The 21286-nt window shown below is 67.4% G+C and carries 17 protein-coding genes and 1 other RNA gene; 17 read left to right on the forward strand and 1 reads right to left on the reverse strand.

Annotation, left to right across the window (positions count from 1 at the left end):
- The first annotated feature begins 1 nt into the window (after position 1).
- The 10 genes from mreC (at position 2) to guaA (ending at position 12560) form a co-directional block, all read left to right on the forward strand.
- A complete protein-coding gene (mreC, locus tag R2910_05745; protein MEZ4412468.1) occupies positions 2 to 841 on the forward strand; it encodes a rod shape-determining protein MreC in 840 nt (279 codons plus the stop codon).
- Positions 838 to 1335: a rod shape-determining protein MreD gene (gene mreD, locus R2910_05750; protein MEZ4412469.1), complete on the forward strand. Its 498-nt coding sequence runs from the start codon at positions 838 to 840 to the stop codon at positions 1333 to 1335. Before mreC ends, mreD begins: the two co-directional genes overlap by 4 nt.
- Positions 1332 to 3224 carry a penicillin-binding protein 2 gene (gene mrdA, locus R2910_05755; protein ID MEZ4412470.1) on the forward strand — a complete coding sequence of 631 codons (1893 nt, stop codon included), beginning with the start codon at positions 1332 to 1334 and terminating at the stop codon, positions 3222 to 3224. The genes mreD and mrdA overlap by 4 nt, the downstream gene beginning before the upstream one ends.
- Positions 3221 to 4462 carry a rod shape-determining protein RodA gene (gene rodA / locus R2910_05760; protein ID MEZ4412471.1) on the forward strand — a complete coding sequence of 414 codons (1242 nt, stop codon included), beginning with the start codon at positions 3221 to 3223 and terminating at the stop codon, positions 4460 to 4462. The genes mrdA and rodA overlap by 4 nt, the downstream gene beginning before the upstream one ends.
- Positions 4463 to 4576: 114 nt before the next feature.
- A complete protein-coding gene (gene accD, locus R2910_05765) occupies positions 4577 to 5443 on the forward strand; it encodes an acetyl-CoA carboxylase, carboxyltransferase subunit beta (GenBank protein MEZ4412472.1) in 867 nt (288 codons plus the stop codon).
- A gap of 133 nt (positions 5444 to 5576) precedes the next feature.
- On the forward strand, positions 5577 to 6818 hold the full coding sequence (locus R2910_05770; protein ID MEZ4412473.1) for a folylpolyglutamate synthase/dihydrofolate synthase family protein: 1242 nt from the start codon (positions 5577 to 5579) through the stop codon (positions 6816 to 6818).
- Positions 6819 to 6868: 50 nt separating this feature from the next.
- The gene (gene hisS, locus R2910_05775; GenBank protein MEZ4412474.1) at positions 6869 to 8173 is read left to right on the forward strand and encodes a histidine--tRNA ligase; all 1305 of its coding nucleotides are present in this window, start codon (positions 6869 to 6871) and stop codon (positions 8171 to 8173) included.
- A 38-nt stretch (positions 8174 to 8211) separates the two neighbouring features.
- A complete protein-coding gene (proS, locus tag R2910_05780; GenBank protein ID MEZ4412475.1) occupies positions 8212 to 9657 on the forward strand; it encodes a proline--tRNA ligase in 1446 nt (481 codons plus the stop codon).
- Positions 9639 to 10988 carry a diaminopimelate decarboxylase gene (gene lysA, locus R2910_05785; protein ID MEZ4412476.1) on the forward strand — a complete coding sequence of 450 codons (1350 nt, stop codon included), beginning with the start codon at positions 9639 to 9641 and terminating at the stop codon, positions 10986 to 10988. The genes proS and lysA overlap by 19 nt, the downstream gene beginning before the upstream one ends.
- A 12-nt stretch (positions 10989 to 11000) precedes the next feature.
- Positions 11001 to 12560, forward strand: coding sequence for a glutamine-hydrolyzing GMP synthase (guaA, locus tag R2910_05790; protein MEZ4412477.1), 1560 nt, complete (start codon positions 11001 to 11003; stop codon positions 12558 to 12560).
- Positions 12561 to 12564: 4 nt separating this feature from the next.
- Here guaA and R2910_05795 read toward each other — a convergent pair whose 3' ends face one another.
- On the reverse strand, positions 12565 to 13017 hold the full coding sequence (locus R2910_05795) for a PTS sugar transporter subunit IIA (protein ID MEZ4412478.1): 453 nt from the start codon (positions 13015 to 13017) through the stop codon (positions 12565 to 12567).
- An 82-nt stretch (positions 13018 to 13099) separates the two neighbouring features.
- Here R2910_05795 and dusB point away from each other — a divergent pair, with 82 nt between their 5' ends.
- The 7 genes from dusB to R2910_05830 all read left to right on the forward strand — a co-directional run bounded on the left by dusB (position 13100) and on the right by R2910_05830 (position 21272).
- The gene (gene dusB, locus R2910_05800; protein ID MEZ4412479.1) at positions 13100 to 14083 is read left to right on the forward strand and encodes a tRNA dihydrouridine synthase DusB; all 984 of its coding nucleotides are present in this window, start codon (positions 13100 to 13102) and stop codon (positions 14081 to 14083) included.
- Positions 14080 to 14838 (forward strand): nickel pincer cofactor biosynthesis protein LarB, encoded by a 759-nt coding sequence (gene larB, locus R2910_05805; GenBank protein ID MEZ4412480.1) that lies wholly within the window; start codon positions 14080 to 14082, stop codon positions 14836 to 14838. Before dusB ends, larB begins: the two co-directional genes overlap by 4 nt.
- Entirely contained in the window at positions 14835 to 16271 is a 1437-nt protein-coding gene (locus R2910_05810) for a GGDEF domain-containing protein (protein MEZ4412481.1), read from the forward strand. The genes larB and R2910_05810 overlap by 4 nt, the downstream gene beginning before the upstream one ends.
- A gap of 125 nt (positions 16272 to 16396) precedes the next feature.
- Entirely contained in the window at positions 16397 to 16996 is a 600-nt protein-coding gene (locus R2910_05815; protein MEZ4412482.1) for a hypothetical protein, read from the forward strand.
- 29 nt (positions 16997 to 17025) lie between these two features.
- A complete protein-coding gene (locus tag R2910_05820; GenBank protein MEZ4412483.1) occupies positions 17026 to 17847 on the forward strand; it encodes a hypothetical protein in 822 nt (273 codons plus the stop codon).
- A 159-nt stretch (positions 17848 to 18006) separates the two neighbouring features.
- Positions 18007 to 18370: a transfer-messenger RNA gene (gene ssrA / locus R2910_05825) on the forward strand.
- Positions 18371 to 18608: 238 nt separating this feature from the next.
- The gene (locus tag R2910_05830; protein ID MEZ4412484.1) at positions 18609 to 21272 is read left to right on the forward strand and encodes an arylsulfatase; all 2664 of its coding nucleotides are present in this window, start codon (positions 18609 to 18611) and stop codon (positions 21270 to 21272) included.
- The last annotated feature ends 14 nt before the right edge of the window (positions 21273 to 21286 follow it).

Genomic DNA, 21286 nt, shown 5'->3' on the forward strand with positions numbered 1-21286 from the left:
CATGCTGGCGCCGGATCGCACGTTCGCCCGTCGCGACACCGCCCTCTTCATCCTCTGCCTCGTCCTGTCGGTGGGTGCCCTGTTCGCACCGGAGAGCTGGCAGTACGCCATCGCCTCCAGCGCCCGCAACACGGCGCTCGCCCCGCTGATCGCGTTGCAGCGCCGCGCCGAGGCCTCGCGCACCAGCCTGGCGCGCTTCGAGTTGTTGACCGCCCAGCGTGATTCCGCCACCGTCGCGGCGCAGTCGCTCCCCGTCCTACTCGACGAGAACAATCAGCTTCGCGCGCTCCTCGGCCTGACGCAGCGGTTGCCACGGCGGGTGATTCCTGCCGAGGTGCTCCACCAGTCGCTCCCGACCGATGGACGGACCCTGCTCCTCGGCGCGGGTCGCCAATCGGGACTCGAGCCGTTCCAGGCGGTGGTGGCCCCGGAGGGGCTGCTTGGGGTCGTGCTCACCGCCGGACCCACCACATCCGTGGTCATGACCTGGGCACATCCCGACTTTCGCGCGAGCGCGGTGACACTGGACGGCTCCGTCATGCGGCATCATCGGCGGCCACCGCGGACGCTTCGGTGCGCGAACCGATGCTGCCGTCCCGCAGGAGTTCCCTATCGGGACTCAGTCCCGGTGGGGACCGAGGTCATCACCTCCGGGCTCGGCGGGGGTGTATCGCGCGGTCTCCCCATCGGAACGGTGGTTGGTGTGGCCCGCCAGTCGGAGGGGTGGGAGCGGGTCTACCTCGTCCGCCCGGCGGCCGCACCCGCGCGGGTGAGCCACGCCCTCGTCCTCCCCGCCACGACCGTGTGGGTACCGGCGCCAGTGGGGGACTCCCTCCCATGAGTTCCGCACGCGGCAGCCGCATCCGCTTCAGCCTTGTGATGCTCCTCCTGGTGGGGCTCCAGTTCTATGTCCGCCCTCGGCTCGGCAACCCGCACGTCGCGCCCGATTTCCTGATGCTCGGCCTGATGATCTTCGCCATCCGGAGCCGGCCCGGCGCCGCCGCATTTGCGGGGTTCCTGATCGGTTTTGCCAGCGACGCCCTCACGCCGGCGCGGTTCGGCGCCGCGATGCTCGCCAACACGCTGGTCGGGTATGCCGCGGCGTGGGGGCGCGCCGTCTTCTTTGCCGACAACCTGCTCGTCAACGCCGGGTTCATCGCCGTCGGCGTCTGGCTGCGCGACCTGCTGGTGCTGATGGCCAGCGGGACCGGCGGGAAGGAACTGGCGGTCCAGCTCGGCGTCTGGAGCCCGCTCATGGCGCTCAGCACCGCCGTGACCGGCATCGTGGTCCTGACGGTGTTCCGCGACTGGCTTGATATCCGGCTCGAGGAATGAACGAGTTCCACTCCTATCGTCGCGCCGAGCGGGCGGCGATCGCCCGCTGGTTCTTCTTCGCGACTTTTCTCGTCCTCTCCGTCGCGTTCTTCCGCACCCAGGTCGTCCAGCACGAGCGGTTCCGGCTGCGCGCCGAGAAGAACCGACTGCGCATCGTTCCCCTGATGGCACCGCGCGGCGTCATCTATGACCGCAACGGCCTGGTCATCGCCGACAACATTCCCGGCTATGCGATCAAGCTCCTTGCGCCGTCGGCCGACTCGCTGCGTGCGGTGCTTGCGCGGTTCATGGCGGTGGTCCCGCTCGACAGCGCCCAGGTCAGCGGGATCATGGCGCGCTACCGCCAGGCGCCGTACCAGCCGGTCGTGGTGCTCGGGACCGGAAGCTTCGAGACGGTGTCGCGGCTCGAGGAGCGCCGGGCCGTCCTGCCCGGCCTGGTCATCCAGTCGGAGCCGCGCCGGTTCTACCCCGATGGCAAGGCGGTGTCGCACCTGGTCGGGTATGTCGGGGAAGTCAGTGAACGCGATCTCGAGACCGACCGGTTTCCGGGCGCGCAGCTCGGGACAGTGGTCGGGCGGGCGGGGCTGGAACAGGAATATGACGCGGAGCTGCGGGGGCGGCCCGGTGTGCACTACGTCGAGGTGAACGCGCGCGGGCGCCTGGTACGCGAAGACGACGTGGCCCCGACGCTGCCGGCGATCCCGGGCGAGGCGATCCATACCACCATCGACCTCGAATTGCAGCGCTACATCGACAGCCTCTGGCAGGCGGCGGCGCCCGGGGTGCGTGGCGCGATGGTGGCGCTCACGCCGTCCGGTGAAGTCCTCGCGCTCTACAGCGCGCCGGGATACGACCCGAACGAATTCGTCGGCGGCATTTCCACCACGGAGTGGCGGAAGCTGAACGAGGATCCCGCCAAGCCGCTCCTCGACCGTGCCATCCAGACCCGCTATCCCCCCGCTTCGCCGTTCAAGCTGGCGACCGCCGCCATGGCCCTCAAGCGGGGTGTCGCCACCTTCTCGACGCACATGCCGGAACCCTGCCGGGGCGGCCTGCAGGTGGGCAATCGCTACTTCCGGTGCTGGAAGCCGGAAGGGCATGGCAACCTCGATCTCGAGGGCGCCATCGCGAAGAGTTGCGACGTCTACTTCTACCAGCTCGGCCTCCGGATCGGACTCGACGCCATCCTGAGCGACGGCGTGCTGATGGGCTTCCGCGACAAGAGCGGGATCGACCTGGAGAACGAGATCGCCCCGATCTACCCGTCGAACGCCGCCTATTTTGACCGGAAATACGGGCCGCGCGGATGGAGCAAGTGGGGCGCAACGCTCAATTTTTCCATCGGGCAGGGGGAGAACACCCAGAACGTCATCAACATGACCCGGTTCTTCGCGGCCCTGGCCAGCGGGGGCGGCGCACCCACACCGTATATCGTGAAGCCGCGCAGCGACGAGGTGCGTGAGCTCGGCCTCTCGCCGGCCCAGCTGGAAGGGCTCCGCACGGCGCTGATTGCGGTGGTGGAGCGGGGGACCGCGGCCGCGAGCCGGAGCCTCGACCTGGAGCTGGCGGGGAAGACCGGAACCGCGCAGAACTCGCACGGCGAAGACCACGGGTGGTACGTCGGATTCGCGCCCGCCCACAAGCCGACCATCATCGTGGGCAGCATCATGGAATTTGCCGAGCATGGCTCGAACGTGGCGCCGTACGTCAACAAGGTGCTCGCGCGGTATGTGCTGGGGAAAGACTTCAGCGATACGCCCCTGACGGTGGCCCTCCCCGCCGACTCCGCCCCCCGTGCGGTCCAGATCACCCCCGACTCCCTGCGCCTCATCGACCCGGTGGCCGACGACACCGTGCTGCCGCCGCCGCCGGCGCCCTCCGAGCCATGAGATCGCTCGGCCCCGACCGGCCGCTGATTGCGGTGACGCTGCTCCTCGCCGCCTATGGCCTCCTGACGCTCTACTCCGCCGGCCAGACCGACGTGATGACACAGGCCCAAGGGGTGTGGGTCCGGCAGCTGGTGTGGCTGGGCGTCGGAATCGTGGCGGCGTCGATCACCTTTCGGTTCTCGTTTCGGCTGCTGGAGTGGCTCGCGCCCGCGGCGTACGGCCTTGGCATCCTGCTGTTGCTGGTCACGCTCGTGGTGGGCACGGGGCAGGGGACCGCCGCTGGCACGAAGAGCTGGCTGGCCATCGGCGGACATCAGATCGGTCAGCCGGCCGAACTGGCGAAGCTTGCCGTCATCCTCATGCTGGCGCGCTACCTTTCGGCACTGCGGGATCCACCGCGGAACCTGCGGGAGCTGGTCGCCCCGTGCATGATCGCGGGCGTCCCGTTTCTCCTGGTGCTGAAGCAGCCCGACCTCGGCAGTGCCATCGTCTTCGTCGGCATCCTCTTCCTGATGCTCTTCTGGGCCGGGGTGAAGCCATCGCTGCTCTTCATGCTGGCCAGCCCCGGCCTGAGCCTGCTCCTCGCCTTCAACACGTGGACGTGGGGCCTCTGGATGATCATGCTGGCGGTGCTGCTCTTTGCCTGGCGCCCGTATGTCGTGGAGGCGGTCTTCCTCTACGTGGTGAATTCGGTGATGGGGGCAGTGGCCATCCCCCTCTGGCAGCGGCTGGCCCCGTACCAGCAAAACCGGCTCCTGACCTTCTTGAATCCCGAGATCGATCCCCGAGCCGCTGGCTACCACGCGATCCAGTCGCGGGTCGCGATCGGTTCCGGCGGGTGGTTCGGCAACGGCTTCACACTGGGACCTCAGAAGCGACTGGCCTTTCTCCCCGCGCAGCACACGGACTTCATCTTCTCCGTGGTGGGGGAGGAGCTGGGGTTCGTCGGCGTGCTCGTCGCCCTGGCGCTCTTCCTGGTCCTCTTCCTGATCCTGCTCAGGATCGCCAGAAGGGCGACCGATCCCTTCGCGAGCCTGGCCGTTTTCGGCGTGCTGGCGCTCTTGTTCACTCATGTGTTCGAAAATGTGGGGATGACGGTCAATTTGATGCCGATTACGGGCATTCCGCTGCCGTTTTTCTCCTACGGCGGGTCGTTTTTCCTGATATGCTGTGTGTCAATCGGGCTGGTCCTGCGGGCCGCCTGGGACGCACGCCTTTCAGGCTATGCTGATATGTGACAACAGCTTAGCCTTGATGGTCTGGCGCTGAACGCCTCAACCCCACAGATTAGTAGTTGCGATGCAATCACCCTCCTCCCCCCCTGGAACCTCCTCAACCCCGATCGGGGTGTAATGGCCTGGTTCAAGAAAGAGCGAAAGCCCCGGACTCCGGTCCGCGAGCGTCGCGAGGTTCCCGCCGATGCCTGGGAGAAGTGTGACGAATGCGGTCACATGGACATCCGGGACAAGTTCGAGCGCGCCCTCAACGTCTGTCCCGAGTGCGGCAAGCACCGCCGGATCAGCGCGGAGGAGTACATCGAGCTGTTGACGGACGAGGGCTCCTGGCGCGAGCTGTGGGGAAACCTCCGGTCGGAAGACCCGCTCCACTTCGAGTCGTACCCCGAGCGCCTCACCAAGGCGATTGAGAAGGCCGGGCCGGCGGACGCCATTTACACCGGCATCGGGCAACTGGACGGGCTCGCCTATTATCTGGGCGTCATGAACTTCGCCTTCATGGGCGGGTCGATGGGCTCGGTGGTCGGAGAGAAGATCGCCCGCCTCGCCCGGCGCGCGCTGCGGAAGAAGCGCCCCCTGGTCTTGGTCTGTGCCTCGGGCGGTGCCCGCATGCAGGAGGGGGTCTATTCCCTCATGCAGATGGCCAAGACCAGCGCGGCGCTGGCCCAGCTCGGCCTGCACGGCATTCCCTTCATCACCATCCTGACCGACCCCACGACCGGCGGCGTGTCGGCGTCATACGCCATGCAGGGCGACGTGATTCTCGCCGAACCAGGGGCGCTCATCGGGTTTGCCGGCCAGCGGGTGATCAAGCAGACTATTGGACAGGACCTGCCGGAAGGATTCCAGACCGCAGAGTTCCTGCTGGATCATGGGCAGGTCGACGACGTGGTCCCGCGCGGATCACTGCGGGACACCACCGCCCGACTCCTCCGGCACATGCAGGGCGCGCGGGCACGCTACGAAGCGGCCGACGCCGTCTAGCCCCCGCGAAGACTCACACGAAGACACGAAGCCACGAAATCATGGAGAAAGCTCAACGCGAGATCGCTCCCATGGCTCGTCTCACTCACCTTCGTGCCTTCGTGTCTTCGTGTGAAGCTGTCAACGTGATGCCGTGAATTCGGTCCCCTTGTCGTACGCCGAAGCCCTGGCCTTTCTCTTCCCCCGCACGACCACCATCAAGTTCGGGCTCGACACCACCGCCGCCCTCCTGCGGGACCTCGGCGATCCGCACACCGTCTTTCCCTCGATCCATATCGGTGGCACCAACGGCAAGGGCAGCGTGGCGGCGCTCGTGGCGGAGGCGCTCCGCTGCGCCGGCTGGCGCGTCGGCCTCTACACCTCGCCCCACCTCGTCTCCTTTCGGGAACGGATTCGGGTCGACGGGGTGCCGATTTCCGAGGCGGCGGTGGCGATGTGGACAGCCCGGATGGCGCCCCGCATCCAGGAGCTCGGCGCGACTTTCTTCGAAGCCTCCACGGCCATGGCCTTTGCCGATTTCGCCGCGCGCGGGGTGGAGATTGCGGTCGTGGAGGTGGGGCTCGGCGGACGCCTCGACAGCACCAATATTGTCCAGCCGCTGGTCAGCGCCGTCACCAAGATCGCAATGGACCACATGAAGTATCTCGGCGAGAACCTGACCGACATCGCGAGGGAAAAGGCCGGCATCGCCAAGCCAGGGGTGCCCTTCATCATCGGCGAGCGGGAACCCGCCGTGGTGGACGTCCTCCGGCAGGAGGCCCACCGCCGTGCGCATGAGGTCGGAGGCCAGGCGGACGTGCGGGTGCTGCCGCCCGCATACACATGGACGGGACCGCTCGGGCTGCGAGGTGCCCATCAACGCCGGAATGCCGGCGTGGCCCATGGCATCCTCATGGCCCTTCCTGAGCGGTGGCGGCCCGGCCTGGAGGCAATTCACGAAGGCTTCGAGGCTGCGCGGGTTCCAGGCCGGCTGGATCGGCGCGGGAAGTGGCTCTTCGACGTGGCCCACAATCCCGACGGGATGGAGTCCCTCGTCTCGGCGCTCCAGGCCGACCCGCCGCCGGGCCCCGTGCATGCCCTGGTGAGCATTCTGGGTGACAAGGAGTGGCCCACCATGCTGGTGTGGCTCGACTCCGTGGTGGATCGGGGGGTGCTGACCGTGTCTCCATCGGCGGCCGAGCGGGGGTGGGACCTCGGATGGCTCGAATCATGGTTGGCGCGCTCCGATCGACCGCCGGCCCGCGCCCAATGGGTGCTTGTCCCTGACTTTACGGCAGCGCTCCGCGAGGTGCAGTTGGATGCCGGGACGGTGCTGGTGACCGGTTCCTTCCACACGGTCGGCGACGTGATGGAGGCGTTGGGCCTCGGGGAGTAGGGCCCCGTTCGGCATAGCCAAATCCTTTATTTTCAAGTATTTTGCCCCCCATGTCGCACCAATCCCTGCCTGGCTTCCGCGAGTTCTTTCCAGACGAGCTGGCTGCGCGCACACACCTCTTCGAGGCGTGGCGCCGGGTAGCCGTGCGGTACGGTTTCGAGGAGTACGACGGCCCGCCACTCGAGCCGCAGGAGTTGTACACCGAGAAGAGCGGCCCGGAGATTGTCGGCCAGCTCTACAACTTCGTGGACAAGGGTGACCGCGAGGTGGCGCTTCGCCCCGAGATGACCCCGACCCTTGCCCGGATGGTCGCCTCGCGCGCCAACGGACTCCGCAAGCCAATCCGCTGGTTTTCCATAGCCCAGATGTTCCGCTATGAGCGCCAGCAGCGCGGGCGCCTGCGCGAGCATTATCAGCTCAACTGCGATCTGATCGGTGAGGCCGGACCGCTCGGTGATGCCGAGGTGATCGCCCTGCTCATCGATGTCGGTCGCGAGCTCGGGCTCGATGCGAAGGCGGTTCGCGTTCGACTCTCCGACCGGCGGGTGCTCTCAGCGCTCCTGCGGAGTGCCGGCGTGACGGAGGCGCAACTGCCGCTGGCTTACGCGGCCATCGACAAGCGGGAGCGGATGGCAGAGGCCGCGCTGCTGGCCTTGCTGCAGGGCGCCGGCACGGGGGGATTGTCCCCGGCGGTGGCGGGGCGCGTCCTCGAACTCTCGGCCTTGCGGGACCTGGAAGCAGTGGCGGCTGTCCTGGCCAAGGTGCCGGGAGGGGCCGCGGCGCTCGAGCCCCTCAGGCGCACCCTGGGCGCGCTCGACGCGATGGGACTTGGGGAGTACGTGGACGTCGATCTTACCATCGTGCGCGGCCTGGCCTACTACACCGGCACCGTGTTCGAACTCTTCGACGCCGGCCGCACGCTGCGCGCCATCGCGGGAGGCGGCCGCTACGACGAGTTGCTCGGGCGGCTCGGTGGCGTCGACCTGCCGGCGGTCGGATTCGCGATGGGCGACGTCGTGATCGGTGAGTTGCTCCGGGAGCACGGCCTGCAGCCTGGATCCACCCCGTCCATCGAGGTGTTCATCGCCGGGGTGACCGAGGAGGACCTGCCGCACGTGCTGGCGCTGGCGCACGACTGTCGCGACGCGGGGCTCCGCACGGAATACGCCCTCACGGCGCAGGCGGTGGGGAAGCAGCTCAAGCTTGCGGACGCCCGGAAGGCGCGGATCGCCGTGCTGATCGGTCCGGACGACCGGGCCCGCAACGAAGTCCAGTTGAAGGACCTGATCGCGAAGGAGCAGCGTTCAGTTTCCAGAACCGAAGCGGTGGCCGCACTCCTGGCGGCACGCTCCTGACCCCGGGGCCGCGAGCCGGCCCTACCGAGCGAGGCAGCATGGCAGACGACAAGGCGCTTACGACCCGCGCGGCGGACTTCTCCGCCTGGTACAACGAAGTCATCGCCCGGGCGCAGCTGGCGGATTACAGTCCGGTGCGCGGGTGCATGGTCATTCGCCCGAACGGCTACGCCATCTGGGAGCAGATGCAGCAGGCGCTCGACCGGATGTTCAAGGAGACCGGGCACCAGAACGCCTATTTCCCCCTGTTCATTCCGCAGAGCTTCCTGGCCCGCGAGGCCGAGCACGTCGAAGGGTTCGCTCCCGAACTGGCCGTCGTGACTCACGCCGGCGGCAAGGAACTCGAGGAGCCGCTCGTCATCCGGCCGACCTCCGAGACGATCATCTACTCGATGTACGCCAAGTGGATCCAGAGCTGGCGTGACCTGCCCCTGCTCATCAATCAGTGGGCCAACGTCGTGCGGTGGGAGTTGCGCACCCGGCTCTTCCTCCGCACCACCGAGTTCCTCTGGCAGGAGGGGCACACCGCCCACGCCACGGAGGAGGAGGCGGAGGCGGAGACGCTGCTGATCCTCGGCATCTACCGCCGGTTCGCCGAGGAATGGATGGCGATGCCGGTGCTCACCGGGCGGAAGAGCGACGGCGAAAAGTTCGCGGGCGCCCTCCGCACCTATGCGATCGAAGCGCTGATGCAGGACAACCGCGCGCTGCAGGCGGGAACCAGCCACAACCTGGGCCAGAACTTCGCCAAGGCATTCGACGTCACCTTCCAGACCGCCGACGGCGGGCTCGGGCATGTCTGGAACACGTCATGGGGCGTCTCCACCCGCCTGGTCGGCGGCTTGATCATGACGCACAGCGACGACGTGGGCCTGGTGTGCCCGCCGCGCCTCGCGCAGTACCAGGTGGTGATCGTCCCGATCTATCGCAAGGACGAGGAACGGGTGGCCGTCATCGAGGCGGCGGAACGCCTGCAGCAGTCGCTGCGCGCGGCGGGCATCCGGGTGCACCTCGATGCACGCGACGGAATGAAGCCCGGCGCCAAGTACTATGAGTGGGAGTCGCGGGGCGTCCCGTTCCGTCTCGAACTCGGCCCGCGTGATCTCGCGGCCGAGCAGGTGATGCTCGCACGGCGCACCGGCGGCAAGGAACCGGTGCCGATGGCCGGCCTCGGCGACCGCATCCACGTCGAGATCGACGCGATGCAGCAGGCGCTGCTCGGCGCGGCGGTCGCGCGGCGCGAGGCGGCAACGATCCGGAACGCGACCCGGGAGCAGCTGGTGGCGGCGATGAACGGCCCGGGCGGGTTCGTCTACGGCGGCTGGTGCGGTGACGCCACCTGCGAGGCGGACATCAAGGAGCAGACCAAGGCGACCATCCGGGTCCTTCCCGATGAAGAGTTCCGGTCCGATCCCGCCCCGACCCGATGCACCTGGTGCAACCGCGACGCCGTGACGGAGGCGGTGTGGGCGAAGGCGTACTGATGGCGGGGCAGGGGGGCAGGGTGGCAGCGGGGCAGGCCGCCCTGCTGCAGGACGCGGGGATGATTGTGTCCGACGAGGGGCTGGTCATGGCGGGGGTGCCGCTCGCGCGGATTGCGCGCGAGGTCGGCACCCCCGCCTTCGTCTACAATGCGGAAGCGATCCGCCGCCAGTACCGTGCGCTGGAGACGGCGTTCGCCGGCATCCCCCACCGCATCTGCTACGCGGTCAAGGCGAACAGCAACCTTGCGATCCTGCGGCTGTTGCACGACCTGGGCGCCGGCGCGGACCTGGTGTCCGCCGGCGAAATGCGGCGGGCCATCGCCGCGGGATTTGCGCCCGGCGCCCTCGTCTTCAGCGGTGTCGGCAAGACGGCCGGGGAACTGGAGGACACGGTTGCCGCGGGCATCGGCCAGGTGAACGTCGAATCGGTCGAGGAACTCAAGCTCCTCGGTGCCGTGGCGGCACGCCTCGACCGTGTCACCTCGGTCGGCATTCGGGTCAACCCCGATGTCACGACCGACACCCATCCCTACATCTCGACCAGCCACGGCGGCATCAAGTTTGGCGTCCCGCACGATCAGGTGCAGCAGGCGGCGGACTACATCCGCGAGCATCCTCAATTGCGGCTCACCGCGGTCGCGATGCATCTCGGGAGCCAACTGCTCGACCCCGCGCCGTATGCCGAAGCGCTCGGGAAGCTGGTGGCCCTGGTGAAGGAACTGCGCGCGGCCGGCATCTCCACGCTTGAATCACTGGACATCGGCGGCGGCCTCGGCATCCGGTATCAGCCTGAGGCCGGGCCGGGGATGGACCCCGCGGCGCTCGCCGCCGTCGTCGGGCCCCTCGCCGCGCAGGCCGGTCTGCCCATCACCATGGAGCCGGGACGGTTCCTGGTCGGCAGCGCGGGGGTGTTGTTGACGACGGTGCTGTACCGGAAGCATTCGGGCGGGCGTGACTTCGTCATCGTGGACGCCGCGATGAACGATCTCCTGCGGCCAAGCCTCTACCGCGCGCACCACGAGATCGTGGAGGTCGTCCCGGCGGGCCGACAGGCCGGGCCGGTCGACGTGGTGGGCCCGATCTGCGAAACGGGCGATTTCCTGGCGCTGGAGCGGGTCCTGCCAAAGGTGGAGCCCGGCGAGCGGCTGGCCGCGCTCTGTGCCGGCGCCTACGGCTTTGTCATGAGTTCCAATTACAACACCCGCGGTCGCGCGGCGGAGGTGCTGGTGGACGGTGGGCGCGCGGCGGTGGTGCGGCCCCGCGAATCCGTCGACGGTCTCTTCGCGTCCGAAATCGCCGACCCCTTTGCCACCCTCTCCGACAACGGGTGAGGAATCAGCGGAATGAACGCTCCCAGGCACCACGACGGCATCCTGATCCTCGACTACGGCTCGCAATTCACCCAGCTGATTGCGCGGCGGGTGCGCGAAGCCCACGTCTATTGCGAGATCCACCCGGGCACCCGCTCGCTGGAGTGGATTCGTGACTGGGGCCCGAAGGGGATCATCCTCTCGGGCGGCCCCAATTCGGTGTACGACGCCGGGGCGCCGACCGCGCCGCCGGGCATTCTCGATCTCGGCGTCCCGGTGCTGGGCCTCTGTTACGGCATGCAGATCATCGCGCAGATGGCCGGCGCCAAGGTGGTCGGCGCCGACCGTCGCGAGTACGGCCGGGCGGTGGTGACGGTGGCAGGGGGCAAGCTCTTCAGTGGGTTTGCCGTGGGCGAGGAAACGGCGGTCTGGATGAGTCACGGCGACCATGTCGACACGCCGCCTCCGGGTTTCACGCTCACCGCCTCGAGCCCCAACTGTCCCGTGGCGGGGTTCGAGCACGCCAGCCGGCCGATCTTCGGGGTCCAGTTCCACCCCGAGGTGGCACACACCGCGCGGGGCGGAGAAATCATCGGCGCCTTCCTGTTCGATGTGTGCGGGGCGACGCCGGACTGGACCGCGGGGCATTTCATCGAGACCGAGACCGCGCGAATTCGCGCGCTGGCCGGTTCCGCGCGCGTCATCTGCGGCCTCTCGGGCGGCGTGGACTCCTCGGTGGCCGCGGCGCTGGTCCACCGCGCCGTGGGCGACCGGCTGACCTGCATCTTCGTCGACCACGGCCTCCTCCGGTTGCATGAACGTGACCAGGTCGAGGCGACATTCCGCCGTCACCTGGGGATCGACCTGCGCGTGGTGGAGGCGAGCGAATTGTTCCTCAAGGCGCTCGACGGGGTCAGCGACCCGGAAGAGAAGCGCCGCCGGATCGGGCACACCTTCATTGATGTGTTCGAGGCGGAGGCGAAGCAGGTGGGGCCCGACGTCGGGTTCCTGGTGCAGGGCACACTCTATCCCGACGTGATCGAGTCGGTGTCACCCACCGGGGGACCGTCGGTCACCATCAAGACCCACCACAACGTCGGCGGGCTGCCGGAGCGGCTGCCGTTCAAGCTTATCGAACCGCTGCGGGAACTGTTCAAGGACGAAGTGCGACAGGTCGGGCGGGAACTCGGTTTGCCGGAGGAGATGGTCGGACGGCATCCGTTCCCAGGGCCCGGGCTGGCCATCCGCATCCTGGGGGCGGTCTCGAAGCCGGATCTCGACATCCTCCGGGCCGTGGACGACATCTACATCGAGGAGATCCGGGCGGCGGGGCTGTACGACGACATCTGGCAGGCGTTTGCCGTGCTGCTGCCGATACGCTCTGTCGGCGTGCAGGGTGACTTCCGCACCTACGATCAGGCGGTGGCGCTTCGGGCGGTAACGAGCCGGGACGGGATGACGGCCGACTGGTTCCCCTTCCCGCACGAGGTGCTGGCGCACATCTCGAACCGGATCGCCAACGAGGTGAAGGGGGTCAACCGGGTGGTATACGACGTGAGCAGCAAACCCCCCGCCACGATCGAGTGGGAGTAGGGGGCTAGACGCCCTTCGCCGACAGCAGCTCGAAGAACTCGTCGACCGAGGCCAGCTTCGCGAGCTGTTCCGGCACACCGGGCTCCTTGGCGAGCTGGGCGATCTTGCCGAGCGTCGGGAGGTACTGGTTGGACATTTCGTTGGGTGGGGCCACGATGAGGAAGACGTGGTGGACGGGTTGCCCGTCGGCGGCACCGAATTCGAGCCCGGCCGGGGAATAGCCGTAGGCGAGTTGCAGGCGATGCACCACCAGCGAGCGGCAGTGCGGCACGGCAACGCCTCGCCCCACACCGGTAGAGCCCAGGCTTTCCCGCCGATGCAGCATCTTCAGCAAGGTGTCCGTCGATTTCTCGTCGGCGTGGAGCAGGCCCACCAACTCGGCGAGCGCCTCGTCCTTGGTGGTGGCGCTGAGCGGCAGCTGGACGGCGTCGGGCGCAAAGAATTCTCTGAGATGCATGACGGGGAAGCTAATCCCCGCCCGGAACGCGTGTCAAATCCCTATCATTGCTCGGTTTAGCCCACGGCCGTATTTTGTGGGCATGCGGCTCCCCTATCCCGTTCCCCACGATTTCGCCCTGATCCTGGCTCCCATGGCCGGGGTCTCGGAGCCACCCTTCCGCCAGATCTGCCGGCGGATGGGGGCGGACGTCGTGCTGTCAGAATTCCTCTCTTCTGAGGCGATCCGCCGGCGGATCCGGAACACCCTGGAAGGGGCGGAGTTCGAGGAGTGCGAGCGCCCGATCGGGATCCAGATCTACGGAGCCGATCCCGCCGCCATGGCGGAGGCCACCGCGCTCATCACCGAGCACTACCAGCCGGAGTTCATCGACATCAACTTCGGGTGCCCGGTCAAGAAGGTGGTCCGGCGGAACGGCGGGTCAGGCTGCCTGCGGGAGCCGCAGCTTATCACGGACATCATCCGCGCGTGCGTCGCCGCCACCCACCTGCCGGTGACGGTGAAGACCCGAAGCGGGTGGAACGACGAGATGCGGGACCCCGTCGGGATTGCGCTGCGGATGCAGGACGCCGGTGCCCGGGCGTTCACGCTCCACGCCCGGACGCGGACCCAGATGTACTCCGGCAAGGCCAACTGGGACGAGATCGCCCGGGTGGTCGAGGCGCTGGAAATTCCCGTCATCGGCAACGGCGACGTGCAGACGCCTGAAGATGTCGTGCGCATGCGCGATCACACCGGGGCCGCCGGCGTCATGGTCGGCCGCGGCGCGTTCGGCAACCCCTGGCTCTTCCGCGATGCGCGCGCCCTCCTCGCGGGCCGCCCGAAGCCGGATGCGCCGACTGCGGCGGAGCGCTTCGAGATGGCGCTCACCCACGCGCGCCTGGCCCTTCGTCTGCAGGGCGACTCGCGGCACACGGTGGTGGAGTTCCGCAAGCACTTCGGCTGGTACACCAAGGGGCTTCACGGGGCGAGCGAGCTCCGCCAGCGGCTCTTCCAGGTGGAGTCGTTCACCGAGGCGGAGGAGATCTTCGTCCGGTACCTCGCGCCACTCGCGCAGGTGGCGTGACCCCCGAGCGGCTGGCTGCACTGCTGGCAAGCGTCGCCGCCGGCACGATCACGCCGGCGCTGGCGCTCGAGCAGTTGCGCAATTTCCCCGCCGAACAACTTCCGTTCGCCAGCATCGATCACCATCGCACCCTGCGGCAGGGACAGCCGGAGGTGATCTTCTGCGCCGGCAAGACGGTGGAGCAGGTGGTGGCCATCGCCGAGCGACTGACCGCCGTGTCGGGCAGCTTCCTGGGCACGCGCGCGACCGATGAACAGGCGGAGGCGCTCCGGAACGTCTTCCCCGGGCTTGAGTGGAATGCCCCGGCGCGGACGGTGTTCTTGCCGAAGGAGCCCCGTCCGGAACCGACGGGGATGGGCACGGTGCTCGTGGTGTGTGCCGGCACCAGCGACCTGCCGGTGGCGGAGGAGGCGGCGGTGGTGGCCGAGGCGTTCGGCAACCGGGTGGAACGGATGGTGGACGTGGGAGTGGCGGGCATCCACCGGTTGATGGCGCAGGGCGACCGGCTGCGGGAAGCGGCAGTCGTCATCGTCGTGGCGGGCATGGAAGGCGCCTTGCCAAGCGTCGTCGGAGGATTGGTTCGGGTGCCCGTGATCGCGGTGCCGACCAGCGTCGGGTACGGGGCGGCGTTCGGCGGAATCGCCGCGCTGCTCGGGATGCTGAACAGCTGTGCGGCCGGAGTGACCGTGGTGAACATCGACAACGGTTTCGGCGCGGCCGCGGCGGCCACGCGCATCAACCACCGGGCGCCGTGAGCGGTCTGGGGATCGCCGTGGTCTGGACGCTCCTCGGCGCTGCGGCCGGATTCCTGGTCGCCCGCCGGCGCCGCCCAGTCCCTCCGCGCGGCCGCACCGGCCTCCCGGATGCCGCGACTCCCCACCTCCTTCCCGATCCCGCGCTCGAGTGGCTGCGTCGCGCCTCCGGCGCCCACGGTCTGTGGGCGGTCGAGACGAAGGGCCCCGGTCAGGGCGCCCGCACCTACCAGAGTCTCTCCCCTGCCTGGCGCGTCACCGATACCGAACTGGACCTGATCGAGGAGCGCATCAAGGCGGCGTCCACCCGGGATGGCGACGGCGCCGAGCGCCTCGACGCCGGCCTGCTGCTGATCGCCTCGGCCGGGGGCGCGGTAGTGGCCGCGCTCGTCCCGGCAGACCTCCCGAGCGCGGCCCAGGCCACACTCCGAGGTGACCTCGCGGCATTGCTCGATGGAATCGGGCGGCGCCCGGTCCTCCACGATCTGGCGCAGGTGCAGGACGGCCTGGCCATTGAATCGGTCGAGAGCGTGGGGATGCGGCTGGCGTACCAGGTGGAGCGGATCGCCGGAGCCGAGGCGTACGTGGCCGCCTCGGAGGGAGCGGGCACCAGGGTGATCGGGGTGTCGGGGCTCGCGGACCGCCGGGCGCTCGGGCAGGTGCTCCCCGCCGATGCGACACTGGCCCGTGTATCGCGCGGCGCCCAGCCGGAAGCGGCGAGCGGCGATCCCCTCGGCGGTTCGGGCACCGACCGTCGCCGGCACCCACCCGCACAGGTGACACCGATGCTGCAGCACGATCAGGCCATCGGCGGGGTGGCCTGGCGTGTGCCCGACGGCGGGCTGGTCAGCCAGGAGACGATCCGGGAGGTCAATGAGGCGATCCGCGCGGCGACACCGCGGCTCGAGGTCGCCCTGCGTCTCGCCGCCGAGACGGACCGCGCCATCAAGGATCCGTTGACCGGCCTCCTCAACCGGCGCGGACTGGGGGAACGGATGAGCCTGGTCGGGCCTGAGCGCGGTGCCCTCATCTCGCTCGACTTCGACAAGTTCAAGCTCTTGAACGACACGCTCGGCCACGCGGCGGGGGACGCGGCGCTGATTCATCTGGCGCGCATCCTCCAGGAGCAGGTCCGAGGGGCGGACTCGGCGGCCCGCGTCGGGGGGGAGGAATTCCTGCTCTGGCTGCCGGGGACGTCGCTGGAGGAGGGCGTGCGCGTCGCGGAACGGATCAGGGTGCGGCTGGGTTCCGTGGGTTGGGACTGGCAAGGCAGGTCGTGGCCCCTGTCGGCGTCCTTCGGGGTGGCCGGGTGGCCGGAAACGACCCGGAGCAAGGACAACCTTGCCACCCAGGCCGATGCCGCGCTCTACGCCGCCAAGCGGGGCGGTCGAAACCGGGTCGTGATCTGGAGCCTCGAATTGAAGGAATCCTCATAGTCGGTTTATCTTGTTGTTCACCAAGGGGGTACCCAGTCGAAGCTCGGTGTCTTACCGTTCCCGCAGTGGCGGCCCATACCACTTAGCCGGGCTGCCAAACAAGGGTTCACCCCGGAGGTAAGGTTATGCGCGCCGCACGCTCGTCATTCGCCGCTTCGCTTCTGCTCCCTGCCGCCCTCCTGACCACCGCGGCATGCTCCAAGGGCATGTCGGGCACGACAACCGAATCAATGGTCGCCACACCGACCGGTGGCTATGCCGTGGAAACATTCACTACCACGGCGACGGTGACCTCGATCGCCAAGTCGAACCAGAAAGTCACGCTGCAGACGGCGGACGGGAAGAAGACCACCTTCAAGGCCGATTCCCAGATGGTGGACTACGCCAAGCTCCGGGTCGGTGACAAGGTAGATGCCGTCGTGACCGAGGAGCTTGCCGTCGCCCTGTGGAAGGGGAACAATCCCCCCCCCGACGCCGTGGGCGGTCTGGTTGGGCTGACCCCTGCCGGCCAGCAGACCAGCAGCGTCATGGTGGCCACCGTGCGGATGACCGGCACCATCACGGCAATGGATATCAAGAAGCGGAAGGTGACCTTCCAGTTCGAGGACGGCAGCACCAAGACCATCAAGGTGGACAAGAGCGTAAACCTGTCCAATGCGGCGGTGGGCGACCGAGTGACGGTCGTGGTCACTGAGGCGGCGGCCCTCACGGTTACAAAGCAGTAGCTCAACTCACCAATTGAAAGGCAGCGCCCATGCGTAGCAGATTCTTCACCGCGGTCCTGGTGCTGGCCCTCCCAGGGCTCCTCTCCGCGCAGGCAGAACCGACCAAGGCGGAGGCCGAAGCCAAGGCCACGGAACTGGCCAAGGCGGCCCAGAACCCTGTGGCGAACATGAATTCGATCCCGGTGCAGTTCAACTGGACCACCGGCGGCGGGCTCGGTGACGAGACCCAGTCCGTGGTCAATGTCCAGCCGGTGCTCCCGCTGCCGATCAACGAGAAGTGGAACCTCATTTCCCGCACCGTGGTGCCGTTCGTCAGCCTGCCGGCCGGCGGCATCGACCGGGTGACGGGCATCGCCGACATCCAGGAACAGATCTACCTGACGCCGACCAAGTCCAAGGGCGCCGTCTGGGGCTTCGGCCCGATCTTCTCCTTCCCGACCGCGACCAACGCCGCCGTCTCGACGGGGCAGTACGCCATGGGGCCGACGTTCGTGGTGCTTAAGATCGGGAAGAAGTGGGTCTACGGATTCGTGGCGAACCAGTTGTGGCGCATCGCGGGCAGCGAGGATACCCAGGCCATCAACTCGTTCTTCGTGCAGCCGTTCATCAACTACAACCTGAAGCGGGGCTGGGCGATCACCACCGCGCCGGCCATCACCGCCAACTGGGATGCCCCGAGCGGGCAGGTGTGGACGGTGCCGCTCGGGATCGGCGTGTCCAAGATCACGATGGTGGGCAAGCAGCCGCTCAACATCGCCATGCAGTACTACGCCAATGTCGAACGGCCGGACAACGCGGGGTCCTCCCTGATCCGGATGCAATTCACGCTGCTGTATCCCAAAGGGATGTAGGCACCCCATTGAAGTCACGAAGGCGCGAAATCACGATAGCACGAAAGAAGCGCTGACGTTCGTGTTTTCGTGATTTCGTGTTTTCGTGGCCCTTGGGGTAGGGGAGCACGCGCACATTGCTCAACTGCCACAAAAAGTGTATCATTATGACACACCCAAGGGGGCGATCGGCTTCGACGGGTTGGAAGAAGGAATTGCTGCGTGCCCAGGTCCGAGTCCCTGGCTAAACCACTTGGAAACAACCAAACGCCAACGATAACCTGGCGCTGGCTGCGTAAGCTGAGCTAAGCTCGCTTGACGCACCTCCGGTTCGCTGAGCCCGCCCGGGGCGCGGTGGGTCGGATCGAAAATCCGGGCTGGCCGAGCGCGGTCCTCCGACGCGCAAGGCGAGACATCAGGAGGTAGTCCCCAGAGCGGCCGATTCCTTGCCGGGCTGGGGAGACGCATGAAGAGGGATCTACGCACGTAGATGCGGTTCTGGAACCACACTCGGACCAGGGTTCGATTCCCTGCGCCTCCACTACCACCGGCCGCTGGAGACTGGACTTCATGCCCAGGTGCTCCCGGGGCCGTGTTGGTTTCCTAACAGTTACCTCATGATCCCTTCAGCCCCGATGTGTAACTTTTGGGTTAAAGCTGCAGGTTTTTGCCGCCTATGGCACTGGACTTCGCCAAGAGCGGTGGTATTCTTTTGTGTTGTTCATGGGAGGAGCGAGGTTGCCCCTCCAGCACACTCCGCCCCCGATTCGCAGGAGCATCTGATGGTTCACACCAAGCACTTCTGGCGATTCTTCCTTTCGCTGGTCGCGGTCGGCGCATTCGGCGCGCTGCCGGCGTCGGCGCAGGTCGTCACCGGCAAGCCCGGCTCACCGGGTGCGACCACCACCATCGACGGCAAGCAGCTCCCGGCTCCCCAGCCGAAGTTCGGCGGCGTCATCAAGGACGACGCGCTGCAGTCCACGCCGTGGTGGGCGCCGCGTATCGTGCCCCCGAAGGCCGCCCCGAACGTCCTGCTCATCATCACCGATGACGCCGGCTTTGCCGTGCCCAGCACCTTCGGCGGCGTGATCCCGACGCCGACGATGGACCGGATCGCCAACGAGGGGCTCCGCTACAACCGGATGTTCTCGACGGCGCTCTGCTCCCCGACCCGCGCCGCGCTGATTACCGGCCGGAACCACCACTCGGCCGGTTTCGGGGTCATTTCCGAGCAGTCGACCGGCTACCCCGGGTACAACAGCATCATCGGCCAGGATGAGGCCACCATCGGGCGGATCCTGCAGGACAACGGCTACGCCACCGCCTGGTTCGGGAAGGACCACAACACCCCGGCGTTCGCCGCCAGCCAGGTCGGCCCGTTCGATCAGTGGCCCACCGGCCTCGGGTTCCAGTACTTCTACGGCTTCGTCGGGGGCGACGCCAACCAGTGGGAGCCCAACCTCTTCCGGAATACGACGCAGATCTTCCCCTTCCGGGGCAAGGAGGGCACCTGGAACCTGATCACGGGCATGGCGGACGACGCCATCGACTGGATCTACCGGATGCACCAGACCGACCCGAGCAAGCCGATCTTCATCAAGTACGCGCCCGGCGCCACCCACGCGCCGCACCACCCCACGAAGGAGTGGGTGGACAGCGTCCAGAAGCTGCACCTCTTCGACAAGGGCTACGAGGCGCTGCGCCAGCAGATCTTCGCTAACCAGAAGAAGATGGGCATCGTGCCCCAGGACGCCATCCTCACCCCGTGGCCGGACTCGGTCCTCACGCCGTGGAACAAGCTGGACCCGATGGCGAAGAAGCTCTTCATCCGGCAGGTGGAGATCTTCGCCGCCTACGCGATGTACAGCGACTACGAGATCGGCCGCGTCATCAAGGCATTCGATGACATCGGCCGGGGCGACAACACGATGGTCATCTACATCAACGGGGACAACGGGACGAGCGCCGAGGGCGGTCCGCTCGGCACCCCGAACGAGGTGGCGTTCTTCAACGGGATGAACGAGATCCCGGTCGATGTCCAGATGAAGTGGTACGACGTCTGGGGCACCCAGGAAACCTACAACCACATGTCGGCGGGATGGTCCTGGGCGTTCGACACACCCTTCGACTGGTTCAAGCAGAACGCCTCACGGCTCGGCGGGATCAACCAGAACATGGTCATCTCCTGGCCCGGGCACATCGCCGAGACCGGTGGAATCCGGAACCAGTTCACCCACGTGATCGACGTCGCACCGACGATCCTCGAAGCGGCCGGCATTCCTGCGCCGGACTACGTGGACGGCATCAAGCAGCGGCCGATCGAGGGCACGAGCTTCGCCTACACCTTCGCCGCCAACGCCGCGAATGCCCCTTCCCGTCACACCACGCAGTACTTCGAGATGATGGGGCAGTGGGCGCTCTGGAAGGACGGCTGGCTCCTCAGCACCAAGGTCAACCGGGTGCCGTGGGACGCCTTCTCCAAGGCCAACCCCGATCCGCTCAACAACCAGGTCTTCCAGCTCTATGACATGAGCAACGACTGGAACCAGGCGACGGACGTGGCGGCCAAGTACCCCGACAAGGTCGCCCAGATGCGGAAGGACTTCGTGGAGGAAGCCAAGAAGTACCAGGTCTTCCCGCTCGACGCCTCGGTGGCGGCCCGCATCGTGGCGCCGCGGCCGAACATCACCGCGGGTCGGACGGAGTTCGTCTATACCCATCCAATGACCGGGACGCCGCAGGGTGACTCGCCGCTCCTCCTCAACACCAGCTACACCGTGACGGCGGACATCACCGTGCCCCAGGGCGGCGCCGAGGGCATCATGCTCACCTCCGGTGGCCGGTTCGGCGGGTACGGGTTCTACCTCCTCAAGGGCAAGCCGGTCTGGGTCTGGAACATGGTGGACCTCGAGCGTATCAAGTGGGAAGGGCCGACGGCCCTCACGCCCGGGCGGCACACCGTCGAATTCGACTTTGTCTACGACGGCACCGGGCGCCAGCACCCTCGCGTACAACAGCTCTCGGGCGTCGAGGCGGAGTCGGGCTGCCAGCACGCTCAAGGTCGACGGCCAGGTGGTCGCCACCAAGAAGATGGAGAAGACCCTCCCCGCCCAGTCCTTCAGTGGGACGGAAGCGCTTCGAACATCGATTTCCTGTTTCCGAGACCGGCGTGGACGATGCCGACTACCACCCGCCCTTCACATTCACGGGGACGCTCGACAAGCTCACCCTCAAGCTCGACCGGCCGCAGCTCTCGCCGGCCGACATCAGAAAGATCAAGGATGCCGAGGCCAAGGCGGCGGACAACAAGTAGTCCCGCACCCGCACGCGCGGCTTCACTGAACGACGGGGCAACCGGTGTCGGTTGCCCCCGTGTACGTACGCGCGGATTCCGATTCTCTTGCCCCCGCTGCCCCGCTGCCCCGCTGCCCCGCTGCCCCGCCTAGATGTGCCCTTCCCG

It is taken from the genome of Gemmatimonadales bacterium (assembly GCA_041390145.1).
Taxonomy (GTDB): Bacteria; Gemmatimonadota; Gemmatimonadetes; order Gemmatimonadales; family GWC2-71-9; genus SPDF01.

What these genes read in the sequence shown, in the direction of transcription:
- mreC (MEZ4412468.1), top strand. Translation starts at nt 2, where the DNA reads ATGCTGGCGCCGGATCGCACGTTCGCCCGTCGCGACACCGCCCTCTTC.
- mreD (MEZ4412469.1), top strand. Translation starts at nt 838, where the DNA reads ATGAGTTCCGCACGCGGCAGCCGCATCCGCTTCAGCCTTGTGATGCTC.
- mrdA (MEZ4412470.1), top strand. Translation starts at nt 1,332, where the DNA reads ATGAACGAGTTCCACTCCTATCGTCGCGCCGAGCGGGCGGCGATCGCC.
- rodA (MEZ4412471.1), top strand. Translation starts at nt 3,221, where the DNA reads ATGAGATCGCTCGGCCCCGACCGGCCGCTGATTGCGGTGACGCTGCTC.
- accD (MEZ4412472.1), top strand. Translation starts at nt 4,577, where the DNA reads ATGGCCTGGTTCAAGAAAGAGCGAAAGCCCCGGACTCCGGTCCGCGAG.
- hisS (MEZ4412474.1), top strand. Translation starts at nt 6,869, where the DNA reads ATGTCGCACCAATCCCTGCCTGGCTTCCGCGAGTTCTTTCCAGACGAG.
- proS (MEZ4412475.1), top strand. Translation starts at nt 8,212, where the DNA reads ATGGCAGACGACAAGGCGCTTACGACCCGCGCGGCGGACTTCTCCGCC.
- guaA (MEZ4412477.1), top strand. Translation starts at nt 11,001, where the DNA reads ATGAACGCTCCCAGGCACCACGACGGCATCCTGATCCTCGACTACGGC.
- R2910_05795 (MEZ4412478.1), bottom strand. Translation starts at nt 13,017, where the DNA reads ATGCATCTCAGAGAATTCTTTGCGCCCGACGCCGTCCAGCTGCCGCTC.
- dusB (MEZ4412479.1), top strand. Translation starts at nt 13,100, where the DNA reads ATGCGGCTCCCCTATCCCGTTCCCCACGATTTCGCCCTGATCCTGGCT.
- R2910_05815 (MEZ4412482.1), top strand. Translation starts at nt 16,397, where the DNA reads ATGCGCGCCGCACGCTCGTCATTCGCCGCTTCGCTTCTGCTCCCTGCC.
- R2910_05820 (MEZ4412483.1), top strand. Translation starts at nt 17,026, where the DNA reads ATGCGTAGCAGATTCTTCACCGCGGTCCTGGTGCTGGCCCTCCCAGGG.
- R2910_05830 (MEZ4412484.1), top strand. Translation starts at nt 18,609, where the DNA reads ATGGTTCACACCAAGCACTTCTGGCGATTCTTCCTTTCGCTGGTCGCG.